The sequence below is a fragment of the Micromonospora chaiyaphumensis genome, from assembly GCF_900091435.1.
GTDB classification, from domain to species: domain Bacteria; phylum Actinomycetota; class Actinomycetes; order Mycobacteriales; family Micromonosporaceae; genus Micromonospora; species Micromonospora chaiyaphumensis.
Window position 1 is genome coordinate 98169 of the sequence record NZ_FMCS01000009.1, and the last position, 19101, is coordinate 117269.

Sequence of the window (19101 nt, forward strand, 5' to 3'; positions counted from 1 at the left end):
CTCACTCCTTGTCGAGGATGCCGAAGTAGGCACCGGCGGTGTGCACGTCCTTGTCGCCCCGGCCGGAGAGGTTGACCACGATGACCGGCTCCCGGCCCAGCTCGGCGGCGAGCTGCGGGGCGATCTTGCGGGCGCCGGCGAGCGCGTGCGAGCTCTCGATGGCCGGGATGATGCCCTCGGTGCGGCAGAGCAGCTCGAAGGCGGCCATCGCCTCGTCGTCGTCGACGGGCAGGTAGGTGGCCCGGCCGCTGTCGTGCAGCCAGGCGTGCTCGGGCCCGACGCCCGGGTAGTCCAGGCCGGCCGAGATCGAGTGCGACTCGACCGTCTGGCCGTCCTCGTTCTGCAGCACGTACGTCCGGGTGCCGTGCAGCACGCCCGCCGAGCCGCCGGTGATGCTGGCCGCGTGCCGGCCGGTGGCCACGCCCTCGCCGCCGGCCTCGAAGCCGTAGAGCCGCACGTCGGTGTCCGGCACGAAGGCGTGGAAGATGCCCAGCGCGTTGGAGCCGCCGCCCACGCAGGCCGCCACGGCGTCGGGCAGCGCGCCGGTGAGGTCGAGGCACTGCTGGCGGGCCTCCACGCCGATGCCGCGCACGAAGTCCCGGACCATCTCGGGGAACGGGTGCGGGCCCGCGGCGGTGCCGATCAGGTAGTGGGTGCTGTCGACGTTGGCGACCCAGTCCCGCATCGCCTCGTTCATGGCGTCCTTGAGCGTGCGGGAGCCGGTGGTGACCGGGACGACGGTGGCGCCGAGCATCCGCATCCGGGCCACGTTGAGCGCCTGCCGCTCGGTGTCCACCTCGCCCATGTAGACCACGCACTCGAGGTCGAACAGGGCGGCGGCGGTGGCGGTGGCCACGCCGTGCTGGCCGGCGCCGGTCTCGGCGATCACCCGGCGCTTGCCCATCCGCTTGGTGAGCAGCGCCTGGCCGAGCACGTTGCGGACCTTGTGCGCGCCGGTGTGGTTGAGGTCCTCCCGCTTGAGCAGGACCCGGGCGCCGATCTGGGCGGAGAGCCGCCGGGCCTCGTAGAGCAGCGAGGGCGTGCCGGCGTAGTCGCGCAGCAGGGCGTCGAACTCGGCGAGGAAGTCCTCGTCGGTCATCGCCTTCCGGTACGCCGCGTCCAGCTCGTCGAGCGCGGCAACCAGGGCCTCGGGGACGAAGCGGCCGCCGAACCGGCCGAAGTGACCGGCGGAGTCGGGCAGCTGGCCGGCCGGGGCCGCGGCGTCAGTGCTCATCGCGGGAGTCCTCTCGACGTGTCGGGCCCCGGCGCGGGGTCAGCGCACCGGGCGGGGCGTTGCCGGGTGGTTGCCGGCGTTGACCAGCTCGGCGACCGCCTCGCGGGGGCTCTTCTGGGTGACCAGACCCTCGCCGACCAGGACGGCGTCGGCGCCGGCCGAGGCGTAACGGATCAGGTCGTGCGGGCCGCGCACGCCGGACTCGGCGATCTTGACGACGCTGCTCGGCAGGCCGGGTGCGATCCGCTCGAACACCGAGCGGTCGACCTCCAGGGTACGCAGGTCGCGGGCGTTGACGCCGATCACCTGCGCCCCGGCCTCCATGGCCCGGTCGGCCTCCTCCTCGGTGTGCACCTCGACGAGCGCGCACATGCCCAGCGACTCGATCCGCTCCAGCAGCCCGACCAGGACGTTCTGCTCCAGCGCGGCGACGATCAGCAGCACCAGGTCGGCGCCGTGCGCCCGGGCCTCGTGCACCTGGTAGCTGGAGACCACGAAGTCCTTGCGCAGCACCGGCACGTTCACGGCGGCGCGGACCGCGGCCAGGTCGTCCAGCGACCCGCCGAACCAGCGGCCCTCGGTGAGCACGCTGATCGCCCGGGCGCCACCGGCGGCGTAGTCGGCCGCCAGGTCGGCCGGGTCGGCGATCTCGGCCAGCCGCCCCTTGGACGGCGACGAGCGCTTCACCTCGGCGATCACGGCCACGCCGGGCCGGCGCAGCGCCGCGTACGCGTCCAGCGGTGGCGGCGCGGCGGCGGCCAGCTCGCGGATCCGCTCCAGCGGAACCTGCTCCTGTCGCCGGGCCACGTCCTCGCGCACGCCGGCCAGGATCTCGTCGAGCACGCTTGCGGACGCCGCCGAACCGGCCTCGTCCCCCTCCGCGTGCGCATGCTCAGCAGTCACCAACGGACTCCCCTCTCCGGGTGTCATGGGCCGATGCTAGGGGGCGCCACCTGGAGGCAAGTCCCCGGGGGTATGGCGCTCCTCACGAAATGGGCTGTGGCATGATGGCCGACTTCGGGTGAACGCGGTGTCACGCAGCGCCACCGCGCCCATCGACCGGCGTCACTCGGGCACGCCCCGCGCCCCCGGCCGCCACATCGACCGCCGCCCATGACCTATCTCACCATGGGCGCCCGCTCCGCGCAGGATCGTGACGGCCGTCGATGCTGTGAGCAAGCTCAAGGCCGAACGGCCCTGCCCAGGTCGGCCCGGCTGCCGCAGAGTTGATCCGGGCTTCACGCGGGCGAAACGTGAGCCCGGCAGCATCCTCCTCGGGCAGACTCGATGAGGCGGCTGCCGACCGTCGCCAACGATCTCGTGCGGGGTGACCATGAGCGCCAACGGGCCGAACCAGAGCCTCGGATTCACCACCATCTCCCGGAGCGTCGCGTCGCTCGCGTTCGGCGTGGTGCACACCCTCGAACGCGCCGTGGCCGGCGACGGCCGGATGCGCACCGCCCGCGGCAACGCCTGGGAGGCGGTCTGCGCCGACCGGGCCCGGGCCGCGCAGCGCCGCGAGTTGGACCGCCTGGTGGCCGAACTCGCCGCCGCCCGCGCCGCGGCCCGCGAGCGCCAGGACGCGCGCGACGCCCAGCCGGTGCGCTGAAACCGGGAACGCTCCGCTCCCCGGGCGCTGGCCGTCAGCCGACCGTCGGGTCCTCGCCCCGGTCCAGTGCCTCCCAGGCGTCGCGGGTGCCCCGCTCGACCGCCGGCCGGTTCTCCCCGGCGGACCCGGCCGGCCGGGCCGCCCGCCGCTCGTAGCGGGCGCCCATCGCGGGCCAGCCGCCACCGCGCAGCGCGGTGCACAGCCCACCGGCCAGCAGCACCAGCCCGCCCGCCAACACCAGCGCCGGCCACTGCCGGCTCACCCCGGACTCGGTCAGGCCGTAGCCGCCGCCGGCCGCCACGCCCAGCCCGAGCAGGGTCAGCAGGCCGCCCAGCAGCCGCCGGACCCGCCCCCGGGTGGCGAGCACCGCGCCGCCGCCGGCCAGCCCGACCAGGGCCAGCGCCGACACCCAGGGCAGCAGCTCCGCGCCGGTGCGGGCGTGCCGGGTGGGCGGCAGCGAGCCGCGCGCCGTCAGCTCGACGGACCAGGTCCGGGTCACCGCCCAGAACGCCAGGCCCGCGCCGGCCAGGCAGAGCAGCACGGCGTACGTCAGCTCGCGCCGGCCCCGCGCGGCGGGCGCGCCGGTCGACGCGCTCATCGCGCGGGCCGCAGCGTCTCGGCGGCGGCGATCGCGGCGAGCACCGCGGCGGCCTTGTTCCGCGTCTCCCGGTCCTCGGCGGCGGGATCGGAATCGGCCACCACCCCCGCCCCGGCCTGCACGTAGGCGCGGCCCTCGCGGATCAGCGCGGTGCGGATGGCGATGGCCATGTCCAGGTCGCCGCCGAAGCCGAAGTAGCCGACCGTGCCGCCGTAGAGGCCGCGCCGGACCGGTTCCAGCTCCTCGATGATCTCCATGGCCCGCACCTTCGGCGCGCCGGACAGGGTGCCGGCCGGGAAGGTCGCGGCCAGCGCGTCGAAGGCGGTGCGGTCCTCCCGCAGCTCACCGACGACCGTGGAGACGATGTGCATGACGTGGCTGTACCGCTCGATGGTGGCGAACTCCGGGACCTCGACCGTGCCCGGCCGGCAGACCCGGCCCAGGTCGTTGCGGCCCAGGTCGACCAGCATGACGTGCTCGGCGCGCTCCTTCGGGTCGGCGAGCAGCTCGGCGGCCAGCCGGGCGTCCGCCTCCGGGGAGCCGCCGCGCGGCCGGGTGCCGGCGATCGGGTGCAGCAACGCCCGCCGCCGCCCGTCCGCGCCGGTGCTCACCTTGAGATGCGCCTCCGGCGAGGAGCCCACGATGTCGAAGCCGTCGAAGCGCAGCAGGTACATGTACGGGCTGGGGTTGGTGGTGCGCAGCACCCGGTAGACGTCGAGCGGATCGGCGTGGGTGGGGCGCTCGAAGCGCTGGCTGAGCACGATCTGGAAGCACTCGCCGGCCCGGATCGCCTCCTTGGCCGCCTCCACGGCCTTCGGGTAGCCGCCCTCCGGGGTCCGGCTGACCACCTCGCCGACGCCGGGCCGGGCGACCGTGGAGATCATGGGCGGAATCGGTCGGGACAGCGCCGTGGTCATGGCGTCCAGCCGGCCCACGGCGTGGTGGTACGCGGCCGACACCAGCGGCTCCCGGTCGGGCATGTCCAGCGGGGGCAGCACCGCGTTGGCGACCAGGATCGCCGAGCCGTCGTAGTGGTCGAGCACCACGAGGTCGGTGGCGAGCATCATGCCCAGCTCGGGCACGTCCAGCTCGTCCTCGGTCAGCTCGGGCAGCCGCTCGAAGCGGCGGACCAGGTCGTACCCGAGGTAGCCGACCATGCCCCCGGTGAGCGGCGGCATGCCGCTGGCCGGGTCCCAGGCCGGGCCGGCCAGAGCGGCGACGGTCTCGCGGAGCGCGGTCACCGGGTCGCCGCCGGCCGGCACCCCGGCGGGCGGCTCGCCGGCCCAGACGGCCGCGCCGTCCCGCTCGGTCAGCGTGGCGCTGCTGCGCACCCCGATGAAGGAGTAGCGCGACCAGGCCATCCCGGCCGAGCCGACGCCCTGCTCGGCGGATTCCAGCAGGAAGGTGCCGGGGCCGCCGGCGAGCTTGCGGTAGACGCCGACCGGGGTCTCCGCGTCGGCGAGCAGCCGCCGGGTGACCGGCACGACCCGCCAGCGGGCCGCCAGGTCGGCGAAGGCGGCCTGATCCGGGCTCACCGTGCCGTCGGTCATGAGGCCGTCTCCGGGGAGCTGACCGGCAGCTCGGTGAAGAAGCAGGTGCGGTGCCCGGTGTGGCAGGCGGCGCCGACCTGGTCGACGCTGACCAGCAGCGCGTCGCCGTCGCAGTCCAGCGCGACCGAGCGGACGTGCTGGTGGTGGCCGGAGGTGGCGCCCTTGACCCAGTACTCCTGACGGCTGCGCGACCAGTAGGTGGCGCGGCCGGTGGTGAGGGTGCGGTGCAGCGCCTCGTCGTCCATCCAGGCGACCATCAGCACCTCGCCCGTGTCGTGCGCGCGGACCACCGCGGCCACGAGGCCGTCGGGGGTGCGGCGCAGCCGGGCCGCGACGGCCGGGTCGAGCCGGGAGGGGCGGGCCGGGCCGGGGGCCGGGGGGCCGCCGGAGGTGGCGGGTGCGCCGGTCACCGGCGCGTCAGAGGCGGGCACGGTTGACCATTCTCCCGCACGCGGCACCGGCACCGCCGACGTGTCCCGGGAGGCGGGCGCGGAGCGGCCCAGCGCCCGGGTGAGCTGGCCGAGATAGCGGTCCAGCCGGCCGTCGACCAGGGCCGCCGCCAGGTCCGCGCCGCCGACCGCGGCGATCTCCCCGGCGTACGGGCGGATCAGCGGGACGATGCCGGTGACCAGCCGGCCCGCGGCGGCGCCGACCTCGGCCGGGTCGCCGGGGCGCAGCCCGAGGCAGCGCAGCATGTCCTCGCGGTAGCCGGGTGGCGCCACCGGCAGGTCCAGCGCGGCGGCCAGGGCGGCCCGGCGGGACACCACCCGGACCGTCGGGTTGGCCAGCCGCAGCACCGACGGGCAGAGCCGGGCCAGGTCGGCGGCGGCGAGCCGGACGCCCACCGCGTCGCCGGCCCAGCGGGCGCCGGCCACCTTGCCCAGGGTCGCGATCAGCTCCTCGAGGCGGGGCTCGTCGGCGGGCTGGCAGAGCACCGGCAGGTCGATCCGGCGCCGCCACTCCGGCGCCGCCCAGAGCAGCCGGGCCGGCGCGGTGACCGGCAGCCCGAACGCCCAGTCGGCGGGCTGGCCCAGCCGGCGTACCCAGGAGCGGACGTCCCGGGCGGCCACCGAGACGTGCACGAGCCGGCCGTCGAACTCGGCGAGGTACGCCCGGCGGGCCGCGTACGGGGTGCTGTCGACGGCCGGACCCGCCGCCCCGGGTGCCGGAGCGGCGGGCGGCTCGCCCGTGCCGGGCCGCTCGTCGTCGGCGAGCAGTACGTCGACGTCGACGTCGCTGTGCTCGGTGGCGGCCCGCCGGGCGTGGCTGCCACGCAGCAGGATCCCGACGACGGGACCGTCCGCGGTCTGCCGGAGGCGGGCGGCCCACTCGTCGAGGAATCCCGGCAACTCCAGCTCGGCGCGTCCGGCGCCGCGCGGCGACCTGGAGCCGCCGCCGGTCTCGGGCAACGGAGCGGGACCCACGGCGTCATGGTGCCGGACGTCCGATCTTGGCGCAATGACCGATGGCGGACCGGCTGTCCGCCGCTGCGGCTAGTGCCCGACCGTTCGCATTCCTGCCGGGGTGTACCTTTCCCCCGCCACGGCGCCGGCCGGCACCGCCCCGCTCAGCCGGTCCCGCTGCTCGGGGGTGAGCCGCAGGTCGGCCGCGGCCGCGTTCTCCTCCAGGTAGCGGACCCGCTTGGTACCGGGGATCGGGAGCACGTCCTCCCCCTGCGCGAGCAGCCAGGCCAGCGCCGCCTGGGCGGGCGTGCAGCCCAGCTCGGCGGCCACCTCCCGGACGGCCTCGGCCAGCTTCAGGTTGGTGTCGAGATTGCCGTCGGCGAAGCGCGGGACGGTGCGCCGCCAGTCGTCCTCGGCGAGCTGCTCGCGACTGGTGATGGCTCCGGTGAGCAGCCCCCGCCCGACCGGCGAGTACGCCACCAGGGACACGCCCAGCTCCCGGCAGGTGGCCAGCATCTCTCCCTCGACCTCCCGGGTGAACAGGGAGTACTCCATCTGGACCGCCGAGATCGGGTGCACCGCGTGCGCCGCCCGCAGCGTCGCCGGGCTGACCTCGGAGAGGCCGATGAGCCGCACCTTGCCGGCCTTCACCAGCTCGGCCAGCGCGCCGACGGTCTCCTCGATCGGGGTGTCCGGGTTGCGCCGGTGCAGGTAGTAGAGGTCGATGGTGTCGATGCCGAGCCGGGCCAGGGAGGCGTCGCAGGCCTGCCGGGCCCAGGCGGCGCTGCTGTCGACGTAGGCGCCCGGGCTGCCGGTGCCGCCGAAGCTGTCACCGCTCGTGCGGTTGCCGAACTTGGTGGCCAGGAAGACCTCGTCCCGCCGCGCCCGGACCACCGGGCCGAGCAGCCGCTCGTTCGCCCCGAAGCCGTACATGTCGGCGGTGTCGAGGTGGTTGACCCCGAGGTCGAGGGCCCGGTGCAGGGTCCGGGTCGACTCGGCGTCGTCGGCGCCGCCGTAGGCGAAGCTCATGCCCATGCAACCCAGGCCGATGGCCGAGACCTCCGGGCCGGTGGCGCCCACCCGTCGCTTGATCATGCCAGTTCCTCCTCCGCGCGGCGGTACGCGTCGATCTTGTAGTCGAGAACCTTGAGGTCCTCCTCCAGCTCGGCCATCCGGGCCAGCACCCGGCCGCGGTGCGCCTCGAACAGCGCCCGGCGGGCGCCGAGCGTGCGGTCCCCCTGCCGGGCCAGTTCGGCATAGCGCCGCATGTCGCGCACCGGCATGCCGGTGCGCCGCAGCCGGGTGAGCAGGAACAGCCAGTTGACGTCGGACTCGGTGTAGCGCCGGCGGCCCGCGGAGTCCCGGCCCACCGGGGCGACCAGGCCCTCCTGCTCGTACCAGCGCAGCGTGTAGGTGGTGAGGCCGACCCGTTCCGCCGCCTCACCGACGGTGAGGCTCATCTCCCGCGTGCTGATGTCCACGTGCCCCAGACTTCCAGTTCGAGGGCACTCGAAGTCAAACCTTGTGCGGGACGGATAACTCATCTAGCGTTGAGTTCATCGGTTGATGAATTCATGGGAGGCGGGCATGGACGACGCGGTGTCGGTCCGTGACCTGGTGGTCGAGCGGGGCCGGCGGCGGGTGCTCCAGGGCATCTCGTGCGCGGTGCCCCGCGGCACGGTCACCGGGCTGCTCGGGCCGAGCGGCAGTGGCAAGACCACCCTGATGCGCGCGGTCGTCGGGGTGCAGACCGTCTCCTCGGGCACGGTCACCGTGCTGGGCCGGCCGGCCGGGGCGGCCGAGCTGCGCCGCCGGGTCGGCTACCTGACCCAGGCGCCCAGCGTCTACGCCGACCTGACCGTCCGGGAGAACGCGCGCTACTTCGCCGCGCTCCACGGTCGGGACCACGCGCACGCCGACCAGACGGTCGCCGACGTGGGGCTGGCCGGCGCGGCCACCCAACTGGTCGGCAACCTCTCCGGCGGGCAGCGCAGCCGCGCCTCGCTGGCCTGCGCCCTGGTCGGCGATCCCGAACTGGTCATCCTCGACGAGCCCACCGTGGGCCAGGACCCGGTGCTCCGGGCCGACCTGTGGGCCCGGTTCCACGCCATGGCGGCCGCCGGCACCACGCTGCTGGTGTCCAGCCACGTGATGGACGAGGCCGGCCGGTGCGACCGCCTGCTGCTCATCCGGGACGGCCGGCTGGTCGCCGACGACACCCCCGACGCGGTCCGCGCCGCCACCGGCGTGGAGGACCTGGAAGAGGCGTTCCTCCGGTTGATCAAGGCGAGCGAGCAGGAGGCCGAAGCGTGAACCCCCACATCCTGGCCGCCACCACGGGGCGGATCCTGCGCCAGCTCCGGCACGACCGGCGCACCGTGGCGCTGCTCGTCGTGGTCCCCGCCCTGCTGCTCACGCTGGTCTACTTCATGTACGTCGACCAGCCCACCCCGCCGGGGCAGCCCACGGTCTTCGACCGGGTGGCGCTCATCATGCTGGGCTTCTTCCCGTTCATCATCATGTTCCTGGTGACCAGCATCGCCATGCTGCGGGAGCGCACCACCGGCACGCTGGAGCGGCTGCTCACCACCCCGCTGGCCAAGCTCGACCTGCTCTTCGGCTACGGCATCGCGTTCGGCCTGGCCGGCGTCGTCCAGGCCACCGTGGCCTCGGCCGTGGCGTACTGGGTGTTCGACCTGACCACCGCCGGCAGCATCGGCCTCGTGATCATGATCGCCGCGATCAACGCCGTGCTCGCGGTCGCGCTCGGGCTGTTCTGCAGCGCCTTCGCCCGCACGGAGTTCCAGGCCGTGCAGTTCATGCCGGTGGTGGTCGCCCCCCAGCTGCTGCTCTGCGGGCTCTTCGTGCCCCGCGGCGAGATGGCCGGCTGGCTCCAGGCGATCAGCGACGTGCTGCCCCTGTCGTACGCCGTCGAGGCGCTCCAGGAGGTCGGCGCGCACGCCGACCCGACCGGGACGATGTGGCGGGACGTGGCGATCGTCGCCGGAGCGGCGGTCGCGGCGCTGGTGCTGGCCGCCGCGACCCTGCGACGGCGCAGCGGATGATGGCGCGGCGCACCGGCCGGCGACCCGGCAACCCGGACACCCGCGAGGCCATCCTCGCGGCGGCCCGGGCGGCGTTCGCCGAGCGGGGCTTCGACGCCACCTCGATCCGGGCGATCGCCACCGCCGCCGAGGTGGACCCGGCGCTGGTGCACCACTACTTCGGCACCAAGGAGGAGCTGTTCCGGGCCGCCATGGCCATGCCGATCGATCCGGCGCGGCTGCTGCCGGGGGTGTTGGCCGGCGGACCGGAGGGGGTCGGCGAACGACTGGTCCGGACCTTCCTCGGGGTCTGGGACTCACCCGCCGGCACCGCGGCGGTCGCCCTGCTCCGCTCGGCGGTCAGCAACGAGTGGATGGCCCGGCTGATGCGCGAGTTCCTGGTGACCCAGGTGCTCCGGCGGGTGCTCGACCATCTCGACATCGACCCGGCCGAGCTGCCGTTGCGCGGCTCGCTGGTGGCGAGCCAGCTGATCGGCCTGGCCATGATGCGCTACGTCATCCGGCTGGAACCGGTGGCCTCCGCCGACCCGGAGACCCTTGTCGCCGCGATCGGACCGACCGTCCAGCGCTACGTCACCGGCGACCTGGGCTGACCGGTCAGGCGCGGCCGGCGGCGCGCGGGCAGAGCATGGGGTGCAGCAGCCGGGCCAGCTCGGCCGGGTCGGCGACCGGAGCGGCGAAGGCGAGCCGGGTGCGGCGGCGGGCGCCGGGACGACCGTGGGAGACCAGCAGCCCGTACCGGTCGATGCGGACCACCCGGGGCGGGCCGCCGGCCTCCGACCCGGTGCGGCCGAGCCGCGTGCGCAGGTAGGCGCCCACCTGGTCGCCGTGGTGGTCGGCGAGGTCGGCCAGCAGTTCCGCCTCGACGGCGTGCAGCGGATCCGGCTCGGCCTCGGCGTACGCGTCGGGGTCGATCCGGCGGGTGGCGCCCGCGCGTTCCCAGCGGGCCTCGACCACCTCGAAACGGTGCAGGTGGAAGCGGGTGCCCACGTCGAGCAGGTCGCCGGTCGGCTGCACGGTGGCGAAGTCGACGGCGGCCCGGCGGGCCTCGTCCCCGTCCAGCCGGGCCGCCCAGCCGGAGACCCAGGCCCGGCCGAGCGAGGGCGCGCCGGCGGCCGGCGGGAGGTCGAGCACGTCCAGCACGGTGGCCACCTCGGTGTCGCCGTCCGGCGGGACCAGCGCCGCGGCCAGGTCGCTGACCACCGGGACCAGCAGCAGGACCCGCCCGTCCGGGTCGGTGACGTGCCGCGCCTGGTGCGGGCCGGGGCGCTGGGCCAGGTGGACGAGGGCGGGCAGCCGGCCCGCGACCAGGGTACGGACGATCTCCGCCGGGCTGGGCCGCATGATCCCGACCTCCTCTTCATAGGTAGGCTTACCTAAGTAGCAGGCTAGACCATCCGATCGGAGACGTCGACGTGAACCACCCCCGGCCCAAGGCCCGGCTCTCCCGCTCCCTCGGCATCCCGCTCACCCGCAAGTGCGTGCGGTACTTCGAGCGGCGCCCCTACCCGCCGGGCGTGCACGGCCGAGCGCGGCGCAGCACCTCCGACTACCAGGTGCGGCTGCTGGAGAAGCAGCGGCTGCGCCACCAGTACAACGTCAGCGAGGGCCAGCTCCGCCGGGCGTTCGACGAGGCGGCCCGCGGCGCCGGGAAGACCGGCGAGACCCTTGTCGCGCTCCTGGAGCGGCGGCTCGACGCCGTGGTGCTGCGGGCCGGGCTGGCGCGCAGCAGCTACCAGGCGCGCCAGCTCGTCGCGCACGGCCACTTCACCGTCGACGGCCGCAAGGTGGACCGGCCCTCGTACCGGCTCCGCCCGGGCCAGGTGGTCGAGGTCCGCGAGCGCAGCCGCGCGCTGCCGCCGTTCCAGCTCGCCGCCACCGGCGCGAACGCCGACGACAGCCCCCGGCCGTACCTGTCGGTGGAGCTGAGCGGGCTGCGGGCCACCCTGCTGCGCGAGCCCGCCCGCCGCGAGGTGCCGGTGATCTGCGACGAGCAGCTCGTGGTGGAGTTCTACTCCCGCTGACCGGGCCGGCTCAGCGGGTCTGCTCCAGCCAGGAGGCGTAGAGCAGCGCGTAGACCGACTCCGGATCCCGCAGCAGCTCGTCGTGCGGGCCGCGCTGCACGATCCGCCCCCGGTCCACCACGATCACCTCGTCGGCGGCCTGGGCGGTGGACAGGCGGTGGGCGATGGCCAGCGTCGTCCGGCCCCGGGTGACCGCGTCCAGGGTGCGCTGGAGGCGGACCTCGGTGGCCGGGTCGACGGCGCTGGTCGCCTCGTCCAGCACCAGCAGGTCGGGATCGGCCACGTACGCCCGGGCCAGCGCGACGAGCTGCCGCTCGCCGACGCTCAGCGCCTCGCCCCGCTCGCCCACCGGCGTGTCCAGCCCGGCCGGCAGCCCGTCCAGCCAGTCGGCCAGGCCCAGCTCGGAGAAGGCGGCGGTGAGCTGCGCGTCGGTCAGGTCCGGACGGGCGAAGCGGACGTTCTCCCCCACCGTGGCGTCGAACAGGAAGCCGTCCTGCGGCACCATCACCACCCGGGAGCGCAGCGACTCGAACCGCACCTCGCGCAGCGCGACGCCGGAGAGCAGCACCTCGCCCTCGGTGGGGTCCATGAGCCGGGTGAGCAGCTTGGCGAAGGTGGTCTTGCCGCTGCCGGTCTCGCCGACCACGGCCACCCGGCTCTTCGCGGGGATCTCCAGCGTCACGTCGTGCAGCACCGGCGGCCCGCCCGGGTAGGCGAACGTGACCCCGGCGAAGCGGATGTCCAGCGGGCCTGGCGGCAGCTCCCGGCCCTGCTCCCCCGGATCGGCCACGTCCGGCGCGACGTCCAGCACGTCGAGCACCCGGCGCCAGCCGGCGATGGCGTTCTGCGCCTCGTTGAGCACCTCGGTGGCGATCTGCACCGGCTGGATGAAGAGCGTCACGAGGAACAGGAACGCGGTGAGCTGGCCGATCGACAGGGTGCGGTCGACGCCCAGCTTGACCCCGACCACCACCACGCCGGCGAGCGCCAGACCGGCCGCCAGCTCACCGACGGAGCTGCCCACGATGCTGATCCGGATGGCCTTCTGCTGGGCCTTGCGCTGCCCCTCGATCGCCGCGTCGAGCCGCCGGGCGGTGCGCCCGGAGATGCCGTACGCCCGGATCACCGGGGCGCCCACCACGCTCTCGCCGATGGTGCCGAGCAGGGTGCCCATCCGCTGCCGGACCAGCCCGTACGCGCCGGCGAGCCGGCGCTGGAGCAGCCGGATCACCAGCACCGCCGGCGCGAACGCGAGGAGCACCACGAGGGTCAGCTGCCAGGAGTACGCGAGCATCACGGCGGTCGTCACCACGAGCTGGCCCAGGTTGACGATCAGGATCACGCCGCCCCACTGGAGGAACTGGGTGATCTGGTCGACGTCGCTGGTGACCCGGGAGACCAGCGACCCGCGCCGCTCGGACTGCTGGTGCAGCATCGACAGGTCGTGCACGTGCCGGAACGCCCGGGTGCGCACCCCGGCCAGTGCGGTCTCGCTGACCGTGAACAGCCGGCGCATCATCAGGTAGCCGCAGGTGGTGGTGACCACCAGCACGGCGGCCGTGACCACCACGGTCAGCGTGACCACGTCGAGGTCGAGGCCGCCCACGATGCCGTGGTCGATGCCGCGCTGCACGGCCACCGGCACGGCGACCCGGCCGATCATGTAGATGAGGGCCAGCGCCAGGGTGCCGGCCAGCCCGGTCTTCAGCTCCGGGGAGAGCGCCAGCCCGCGCCGCAGCGTCCGCCAGGTCGACTCGGTCCGCTGTTCGGCAGCCACACTGGTCACCGGTCAACCTCTACTTCCAGGCCGGAGGTCAGCTGCGTGACCTCGTCGTACGTGCGGTTCTGATCGCGTTCGTGCTCGGCCTGCTCGTAGGCGGTGACCAGGTCGGCGTAGCCGGGGACGGTGGCGAGCAGGTCGGTGTGGGTGCCGCGGGCCACCACCCGGCCGTGCTCGACGTAGATCACCTCGTCGGCGAGCGCGATGGTGGCCCGCCGGTAGGCGACCACCAGGATCGAGGCGGGCGCGCCACGGCCATGATTCGGCTTCCGCGCCGCTTGGCGGCGCTCCGGACCGAATGAAGGCCGGTCGGCCGGGGCGCGCAGCCCGGCCAGGATGGCCGCCTCCACCCGGGGGTCGACGGCGCTGGTGGCGTCGTCGAGCACCAGCAGCCGGGGCCGGCCGGCGAGCGCCCGGGCCAGGGTGAGCCGCTGCCGCTGCCCGCCGGAGAGCGAGGTGCCCCGCTCGCCGACCATGGTGTCCAGCCCCTCGGGCAGCGCGGCCACGAAGCCGTCCGCCTCGGCCAGCCGCAGCGCCGCCCAGACCTCCTCGTCGCCGATGCCGGGGCGGTCCAGGCTGATGTTGGCCCGCACGGTGTCGTCGAAGACGAACGGCACCTGGGCGACCAGGGCCACCGTCGAGGCCAGCGAGGCGGCCGTCAGCTCCCGCACGTCGACCCCGTCCAGGGTGACCGTGCCGCTGTCCGGGTCGACCAGCCGCACGGCCAGCGAGGTGATGGTGGACTTGCCGGCGCCGGTCGGCCCGACCAGGGCGACCGTCTTCCCGGCCGGCACGGTGAAGGTGACCTCGCCGAGCACCTGGGCGCCGGGCAGGTGCGCCTCGGCCGGCTCGTAGCCGAAGTGCACGTCGTCGAAGGCGAGCGTGGCGGGCGCCGGCGTGGCCGGGTCGAGCGTCACCTCGCCGTACGGCATCTCGCCGGTGGCGTCGAGGACCCGGCGGACCCGGTCCCAGCCGGCGACGCTGCGCGGCAGCTCGGCCAGCACCCAGCCGATGGCCCGGACCGGGAAGGCCAGCACGGTGAAGAGGAAGGCCACGCTGACCAGCTCGGTCACGGTGATCGCGCCCTGCCGGAGCCGGACCGCGCCGACCACCAGCACGGCGAGCGTGCCGAGGCTGGGCAGCGTCTCCAGCATGGGGTCGAAGACACCGCGTAGCTTGCCCACGGAGATCAGCGCGTCGCGCAGGTCGCCGGCCCGGGCGGCGAACCGGGCGGTCTCCTGGGCCTCCCGGCCCATCGTCTTGACCACCAGGGCGCCGTCGAAGCTCTCGTGCGCGATGCCGCTGACCTCGGCCCGCAGCCGCTGGGCGCGGGCCTGCCGGGGCGCCATCCGGCGCGAGTAGACCACGTTGAGCGCGAACAGCGCCGGGAACACGGCGAGGCCGACCAGCGCGAGGGCCCAGTCGGTGAGGAAGAGCGAGACCACCGCGCCGACGAGCATCACCAGGGTGCCGACGGCGAAGGGCAGCGGCGCGATCGGGTACCAGGCGGCCTCCACGTCCGAGTTGGCGTTGGAGAGCAGCGTGCCGGTGGCGTTGCGGTGGTGCCAGGCCAGCGGCAGGTCGAGGTAGCGGCGGGTGACCCGGCGGCGGTAGGCGGCCTGCAGCCGGTACTGCATGTAGCCGGCCCCGAGCCGGCGGCCGAAGATGCCGACCACCCGCAGCACGCTGATCCCGAACAGCGCGGCGGCGGCGAGCGCCAGGGCGCCACCGGTCACCGACCCGCGGGCCACCGCCGGGACCACCACCTTGCCGACCACCGCACCGACCACGTAGGCGCTGGCGATCACCATGAGGCCGAAGAGCACGCTGCCGGCCACCGCGACCGCGAAGATCCGCGGCTGCTCCCGGATGGCCCGGCCGAGTACCCGTAGTCCCCTGCCGAGGACGTCCCGACTTGTCGCGCTCGCCACGCTCTCCCCCGCCGTAAGCCGCAGTTTTCTCCCTCATCCTTACCGCTCGACGCCGGCTCCGCCGACCCGGCCCCGATATGTCGGCCGTCACTCCCTCCCGGCCGACCCCGCCGAGCAGGGCGGATGCCGGCGCCCCGGGCCGGCGGCCGGCCGGGCGCCCCCGGCGCCGGGTCGCGCCGGGCGCGCCCGACCGGGCCGCCGGGCCTACGATCGGGCCATGCCGCGGTACGCCCGAACGGAGCGCGAGGCGCTCGCCGACCTGATGCTGGAGCTGGGACCGGACGCGCCGACGGTCAACGAGGGGTGGACCACCCGCGACCTGGCGGCGCACCTGCTGGTGCGGGAGCGCCGGCCCGACGCGGCGGGCGGCCTCCTGCTGCCGCCGCTGCGGGGGCACGGCGAGGCGGTGCGCCGGCGATTGGCCGCCGGACCGTACGCCGACCTGGTGGCCCGGGTCCGCCGCCCGCCGCTGTGGAGCCCGGTGAGCAATCCCCTCACCGACGAACTGGCCAACAGCCTGGAGTTCTTCATCCACCACGAGGACGTGCGCCGGGGCCGGCCGGGCTGGCTCCCCCGCGACCTGCCGGCGGGGCAGCAGGCCGCGCTCTGGAAGCGGGCCGCCGTGCTGGCCCGGTTCGCGTTGCGGCGCTTCCCGGCGGATCTGCTGATCCAGGCTCCCGGCTACGGCGAGCGGGCCGTCGGCCGCGGCGGCGAGCGGCTGCGGGTGGTGGGCGCGCCGGGCGAACTGGTGCTGTTCCTCTCCGGCCGGCAGCGGGTGGCCCGGGTCCAGGTGGACGGGCCGGCCGAGCCGGCGGACCGGTTGCGGGCGGCCGGCCTCGGCTTCTGACGGAGCGTGCCGGCCCGGTCACCGGGCCACGTGGGACCGGCTTCGGCCCAGCGACGGAAGCCGATCCCGGCTGTCGTACGCTCCTGTCCCGCCGCCCAACCCCGGGGCGGCGGGACAAGGGGAGACGGATGCGAGGCTTCGCGCTCTCGGCACTGCACGAACCCCCCTTCCCGACGCGCCGGCACGCCGCCGTCGAGCTGGTCGCCGGGGAGAGCGCCGGGTGGGTCGTCGACGTGGGCCTCATCGACACCCCGGCCGGGCTGCGCCGGCTGGCCGGCGCCCACCCGGTGGAGCTGGCCGGACGGGCCTGCCCGGACGCGTCGGTCGACGGCCTGCGGCTGCTCGCCGACCTGATCAGCTGGCTGTTCGTGATGGACGACGCGTGCGACGAGGACGGCCTGGGCGCCAGCCCGACGCAGCTCGCGCCGACCGTGGCGGCCCTGCTGGAGGTGCTCGACCGGCACGGCGACCCGGCCGCGCCGCCCCCCGCCGAGGCCGGCCCGCTGGCCGTGGCGCTGGACGACCTGTGCCGGCGGGCCCGCGACCGGCGCCGGCCGGCGTTGCTGCTGCGCCTGGTCAGCCAGTTGCGCGAGTACCTGCTGGCCCTGCTCTGGGAGGCGGCCAACCGGGAGCACCACCGGGTGCCCGGGGTGGCCGAGTACGTGCAGATGCGCCGGCACACCGGTGGCGCCCGGCCGAGCTTCACCCTGACCGACCTGGCCCACCCGGACCTGCCCGGCCCGGACCGGCGGGCCGATCCGGCGCTGGCCGCCCTGGACGCGCTCGCCGCCGACCTGGTCTGCTGGTGCAACGACCTCTTCTCCTACGACAAGGAGCGGGCGACGGGCCCGGACGCGCACAACCTGGTCACCACGATCGCCGGCGAGTCCGGCCGGGGCGAGGAGGCGGCGCTGCGCGCGGCAGCCGCCCGGTTCAACGAGAGCCTGGCGGCGTACGCGGAGCGGGACGCGGCGCTGGCCGCGACGGGCGACGAGGGCGTGCGGGCCTTCCTCACCACCCGGCGGAACTGGATCCGGGCCACCTACGACTGGTCCCGCGCCGCCACCCGGTACGCCTGAGCGGCGTTCCACCCTCCGGGACCGTGGTCGCCGCAGGCCAGAGGGGCTAGCCGCTGCCCGGGTCCAGGCAATACTCTTCGGTAACCGCAGAATGGCGTGACCCCCGTCACGTCCCTCCACCCTCTGAAGGCGGCTACAGCGATGGCTCTCGATGTACCGTACCGTTCCGTACCCGACATGTTCCTCAAGCGTGTGGCGGACTCCCCCGACCGCCACGCGTTCGCCCACCCCGCGCCGGACGACTCCGGGCCGGTCTGGCTGACGTGGGAGCAGGTCGGGCAGCGCGCCAGGGCGATCGCCGCCGGGTTGCACGGGCTCGGCGTCGGCCTGGAGGACCCGGTGGCGATCCTGGCCAACACGCGCCTGGAGTGGGTGCTCGCCGACTTCGGGATCATGTGTGCCGGCGGGGCCACCACGACCGTCTACCCGACCACCGAGCCGGAGGACGCGACGTACATCGTCGCCGACTCCGGCTCCAAGGTGCTCTTCGCCGAGAACCCGGCCCAGGCCGCGAAGATCGCCGGCAGCGCGGTGCCGGCGCTGACCCACGTGGTGCTCTTCGACGGCGCGCCCGACCCGGCCGCCGGCGTCCCGCAGCTCACCCTGGCGGAGCTGGAGGAACGGGGAACCCGGGCGCTGGCCAACGAACCCGACCTGATCGACATGCTGGTCGCCGGGATCGGCCCGGACCACCTGGCCACCCTGATCTACACCTCCGGCACCACGGGCCGGCCCAAGGGCGTCGAGCTGCTGCACGGCGGCTGGTGCTGGGAGGGCGTGGCGCAGGCCGAGCTGGGCCTGCTGCACGCCGACGACCTGCAGTACCTGTGGCTTCCGCTGTCCCACTCGTTCGGCAAGACGCTGCTCTGCGGCGCCACCCACGTCGGCCTGCCCACCTACGTCGACGGCCGGGTGGACAAGCTGGTCGACCTGCTCGGCGTGATCCGGCCGACGCTCATGTGCGGCGCGCCCCGGGTCTTCGAGAAGGTCTACAACAAGGCGGTCACCACGGCCCAGAGCGCCGGCGGCGCGAAGGCGAAGATCTTCGCCTGGGGCGTCGCGGTGGGCAAGGAGAAGGTCGCGCTGGAGCAGGCCGGCAAGCCGGTCCCGGGCGGGCTGAAGCTCAGGTACGCGCTGGCCGAGAAGCTGGTGTTCAGCAAGCTCCAGGCCCGGCTCGGCGGCCGGATGCGGGTGCTGGTCTCCGGCGCGGCGCCGCTGAGCAAGGAGATCGCCACCTTCTTCGCGGCGGCCAACCTGCCCATCTCCGAGGGGTACGGGCTCACCGAGACCAGCGCCGGCGCGTTCGTGAACCCGCCCGACGGGTTGAAGATCGGCAGCGTGGGCCGGGCCATGGGCGACCTGGAGTGCCGGATCGACACCGACGGCGAGATCCTCATGCGGGGCAAGCCGGTCATGCGCGGCTACCACAACCTGCCCGAGGAGACCGCGGCCGCGTTCACCGAGGACGGCTTCTTCCGCAGCGGTGACATCGGCACCCTCGACGACGACGGCTACCTGCGCATCACCGACCGGAAGAAGGACCTGGTCAAGACCTCGGGCGGCAAGTACATCGCGCCGTCGCACATCGAGGGCATGTTCAAGGCCGTCTGCCCGTACACCTCGCAGGCGGTGGTGATCGGGCAGGCGCGCAACTACTGCACCATGCTGGTCACGCTCGACCCGGACGCGATCAAGGGCTGGGCCGCGGGCACGCCGCTGGAGGGCCGCGACTACACCGCGATCGTCACCTCGCCCGAGGCGCAGGCCATGGTCGAGGGCTACGTGGCCGAGCTGAACGGCAAGCTGAACCGCTGGGAGACGATCAAGAAGGTGACGATCCTCCCCCGGGATCTCACGATCGAGGACGGCGAGGTCACCCCGTCGCTGAAGATCAAGCGCCGGAGCGTGGAGACCAACTTCGCCGACGAGATCGACAAGATGTACACGGGCACCCTCGCCGAGCTGTAGCGAGCCCGCGCCG

Annotated in this window: 18 protein-coding genes and 1 pseudogene; 8 read left to right on the forward strand and 11 right to left on the reverse strand. The window is 74.7% G+C overall.

The features are described from left to right. Position 1: 1 nt before the first annotated feature. Together trpB and trpC are read right to left on the reverse strand one after the other, a co-directional pair. Positions 2-1234, reverse strand: coding sequence for a tryptophan synthase subunit beta (gene trpB, locus GA0070214_RS23130; protein WP_091267929.1), 1233 nt, complete (start codon positions 1232-1234; stop codon positions 2-4). Between the two features lie 39 nt (positions 1235-1273). Then, positions 1274-2077 (reverse strand): indole-3-glycerol phosphate synthase TrpC, encoded by an 804-nt coding sequence (trpC, locus tag GA0070214_RS23135; protein WP_208602882.1) that lies wholly within the window; start codon positions 2075-2077, stop codon positions 1274-1276. A gap of 490 nt (positions 2078-2567) precedes the next feature. Between trpC and GA0070214_RS23140 the strand changes: the two genes are divergently transcribed. Beyond that, on the forward strand, positions 2568-2843 hold the full coding sequence (locus tag GA0070214_RS23140; protein WP_091268398.1) for a hypothetical protein: 276 nt from the start codon (positions 2568-2570) through the stop codon (positions 2841-2843). A 34-nt stretch (positions 2844-2877) separates the two neighbouring features. Here the strand turns inward: GA0070214_RS23140 and GA0070214_RS23145 are convergent, their stop codons facing one another. From GA0070214_RS23145 to GA0070214_RS23165, 6 genes and pseudogenes are all read right to left on the reverse strand, one after another. Further along, the gene (locus GA0070214_RS23145) at positions 2878-3441 is read right to left on the reverse strand and encodes a Trp biosynthesis-associated membrane protein (RefSeq protein WP_091267935.1); all 564 of its coding nucleotides are present in this window, start codon (positions 3439-3441) and stop codon (positions 2878-2880) included. Continuing rightward, positions 3438-4991 carry an anthranilate synthase component I gene (locus tag GA0070214_RS23150; RefSeq protein ID WP_091267938.1) on the reverse strand — a complete coding sequence of 518 codons (1554 nt, stop codon included), beginning with the start codon at positions 4989-4991 and terminating at the stop codon, positions 3438-3440. The genes GA0070214_RS23145 and GA0070214_RS23150 overlap by 4 nt, the downstream gene beginning before the upstream one ends. Continuing rightward, the gene (hisI, locus tag GA0070214_RS32565; RefSeq protein ID WP_091268400.1) at positions 4988-5422 is read right to left on the reverse strand and encodes a phosphoribosyl-AMP cyclohydrolase; all 435 of its coding nucleotides are present in this window, start codon (positions 5420-5422) and stop codon (positions 4988-4990) included. The genes GA0070214_RS23150 and hisI overlap by 4 nt, the downstream gene beginning before the upstream one ends. Positions 5423-5608: 186 nt before the next feature. Further along, positions 5609-6415, reverse strand: a pseudogene (locus GA0070214_RS32950) (phosphoribosyl-AMP cyclohydrolase); the annotation flags it as partial. Positions 6416-6484: 69 nt separating this feature from the next. Further along, positions 6485-7489: an aldo/keto reductase gene (locus GA0070214_RS23160; RefSeq protein ID WP_091267941.1), complete on the reverse strand. Its 1005-nt coding sequence runs from the start codon at positions 7487-7489 to the stop codon at positions 6485-6487. Then, positions 7486-7875, reverse strand: a complete 390-nt coding sequence (locus GA0070214_RS23165) for a MerR family transcriptional regulator (protein ID WP_091267945.1) — start codon at positions 7873-7875, stop codon at positions 7486-7488. Before GA0070214_RS23165 ends, GA0070214_RS23160 begins: the two co-directional genes overlap by 4 nt. Before the next feature lie 106 nt (positions 7876-7981). Here GA0070214_RS23165 and GA0070214_RS23170 point away from each other — a divergent pair, with 106 nt between their 5' ends. Genes GA0070214_RS23170 through GA0070214_RS23180 form a run of 3 tightly spaced genes read left to right on the forward strand, consistent with a single transcriptional unit; the run spans position 7982 to position 10052 of the window. Continuing rightward, entirely contained in the window at positions 7982-8707 is a 726-nt protein-coding gene (locus tag GA0070214_RS23170; protein ID WP_091267947.1) for an ABC transporter ATP-binding protein, read from the forward strand. Beyond that, complete coding sequence (locus GA0070214_RS23175; RefSeq protein ID WP_091267950.1) at positions 8704-9459, forward strand: ABC transporter permease; 756 nt, start codon at positions 8704-8706, stop codon at positions 9457-9459. Before GA0070214_RS23170 ends, GA0070214_RS23175 begins: the two co-directional genes overlap by 4 nt. Then, positions 9459-10052: a TetR/AcrR family transcriptional regulator gene (locus tag GA0070214_RS23180; protein WP_091267953.1), complete on the forward strand. Its 594-nt coding sequence runs from the start codon at positions 9459-9461 to the stop codon at positions 10050-10052. Before GA0070214_RS23175 ends, GA0070214_RS23180 begins: the two co-directional genes overlap by 1 nt. A 4-nt stretch (positions 10053-10056) precedes the next feature. On the opposite strand, the gene GA0070214_RS23185 is transcribed toward GA0070214_RS23180, so the two are convergent. Further along, positions 10057-10803: a DUF2470 domain-containing protein gene (locus GA0070214_RS23185; RefSeq protein WP_091267956.1), complete on the reverse strand. Its 747-nt coding sequence runs from the start codon at positions 10801-10803 to the stop codon at positions 10057-10059. Positions 10804-10874: 71 nt separating this feature from the next. Here GA0070214_RS23185 and rpsD point away from each other — a divergent pair, with 71 nt between their 5' ends. Continuing rightward, positions 10875-11483, forward strand: a complete 609-nt coding sequence (gene rpsD / locus GA0070214_RS23190; RefSeq protein WP_091267958.1) for a 30S ribosomal protein S4 — start codon at positions 10875-10877, stop codon at positions 11481-11483. Between the two features lie 10 nt (positions 11484-11493). On the opposite strand, the gene GA0070214_RS23195 is transcribed toward rpsD, so the two are convergent. Then, entirely contained in the window at positions 11494-13269 is a 1776-nt protein-coding gene (locus GA0070214_RS23195) for an ABC transporter ATP-binding protein (RefSeq protein ID WP_091267961.1), read from the reverse strand. Next, positions 13266-15194, reverse strand: coding sequence for an ABC transporter ATP-binding protein (locus tag GA0070214_RS23200; RefSeq protein ID WP_091267963.1), 1929 nt, complete (start codon positions 15192-15194; stop codon positions 13266-13268). The genes GA0070214_RS23195 and GA0070214_RS23200 overlap by 4 nt, the downstream gene beginning before the upstream one ends. A gap of 217 nt (positions 15195-15411) precedes the next feature. On the opposite strand from GA0070214_RS23200, the gene GA0070214_RS23205 reads away from it, so the two are divergent. The 3 genes from GA0070214_RS23205 (at position 15412) to GA0070214_RS23215 (ending at position 19088) form a co-directional block, all read left to right on the forward strand. Continuing rightward, a complete protein-coding gene (locus tag GA0070214_RS23205) occupies positions 15412-16041 on the forward strand; it encodes a TIGR03085 family metal-binding protein (RefSeq protein WP_091267966.1) in 630 nt (209 codons plus the stop codon). A gap of 128 nt (positions 16042-16169) precedes the next feature. Continuing rightward, positions 16170-17120, forward strand: coding sequence for a terpene synthase family protein (locus GA0070214_RS23210; RefSeq protein WP_091267970.1), 951 nt, complete (start codon positions 16170-16172; stop codon positions 17118-17120). A gap of 141 nt (positions 17121-17261) precedes the next feature. Next, a complete protein-coding gene (locus GA0070214_RS23215; protein WP_091267974.1) occupies positions 17262-19088 on the forward strand; it encodes an AMP-dependent synthetase/ligase in 1827 nt (608 codons plus the stop codon). The last annotated feature ends 13 nt before the right edge of the window (positions 19089-19101 follow it).

What these genes read in the sequence shown, in the direction of transcription:
- trpB (WP_091267929.1), bottom strand. Translation starts at nt 1,234, where the DNA reads ATGAGCACTGACGCCGCGGCCCCGGCCGGCCAGCTGCCCGACTCCGCC.
- GA0070214_RS23140 (WP_091268398.1), top strand. Translation starts at nt 2,568, where the DNA reads ATGAGCGCCAACGGGCCGAACCAGAGCCTCGGATTCACCACCATCTCC.
- GA0070214_RS23145 (WP_091267935.1), bottom strand. Translation starts at nt 3,441, where the DNA reads ATGAGCGCGTCGACCGGCGCGCCCGCCGCGCGGGGCCGGCGCGAGCTG.
- GA0070214_RS23150 (WP_091267938.1), bottom strand. Translation starts at nt 4,991, where the DNA reads ATGACCGACGGCACGGTGAGCCCGGATCAGGCCGCCTTCGCCGACCTG.
- GA0070214_RS23160 (WP_091267941.1), bottom strand. Translation starts at nt 7,489, where the DNA reads ATGATCAAGCGACGGGTGGGCGCCACCGGCCCGGAGGTCTCGGCCATC.
- GA0070214_RS23170 (WP_091267947.1), top strand. Translation starts at nt 7,982, where the DNA reads ATGGACGACGCGGTGTCGGTCCGTGACCTGGTGGTCGAGCGGGGCCGG.
- GA0070214_RS23180 (WP_091267953.1), top strand. Translation starts at nt 9,459, where the DNA reads ATGGCGCGGCGCACCGGCCGGCGACCCGGCAACCCGGACACCCGCGAG.
- GA0070214_RS23185 (WP_091267956.1), bottom strand. Translation starts at nt 10,803, where the DNA reads ATGCGGCCCAGCCCGGCGGAGATCGTCCGTACCCTGGTCGCGGGCCGG.
- GA0070214_RS23205 (WP_091267966.1), top strand. Translation starts at nt 15,412, where the DNA reads ATGCCGCGGTACGCCCGAACGGAGCGCGAGGCGCTCGCCGACCTGATG.
- GA0070214_RS23210 (WP_091267970.1), top strand. Translation starts at nt 16,170, where the DNA reads ATGCGAGGCTTCGCGCTCTCGGCACTGCACGAACCCCCCTTCCCGACG.
- GA0070214_RS23215 (WP_091267974.1), top strand. Translation starts at nt 17,262, where the DNA reads ATGGCTCTCGATGTACCGTACCGTTCCGTACCCGACATGTTCCTCAAG.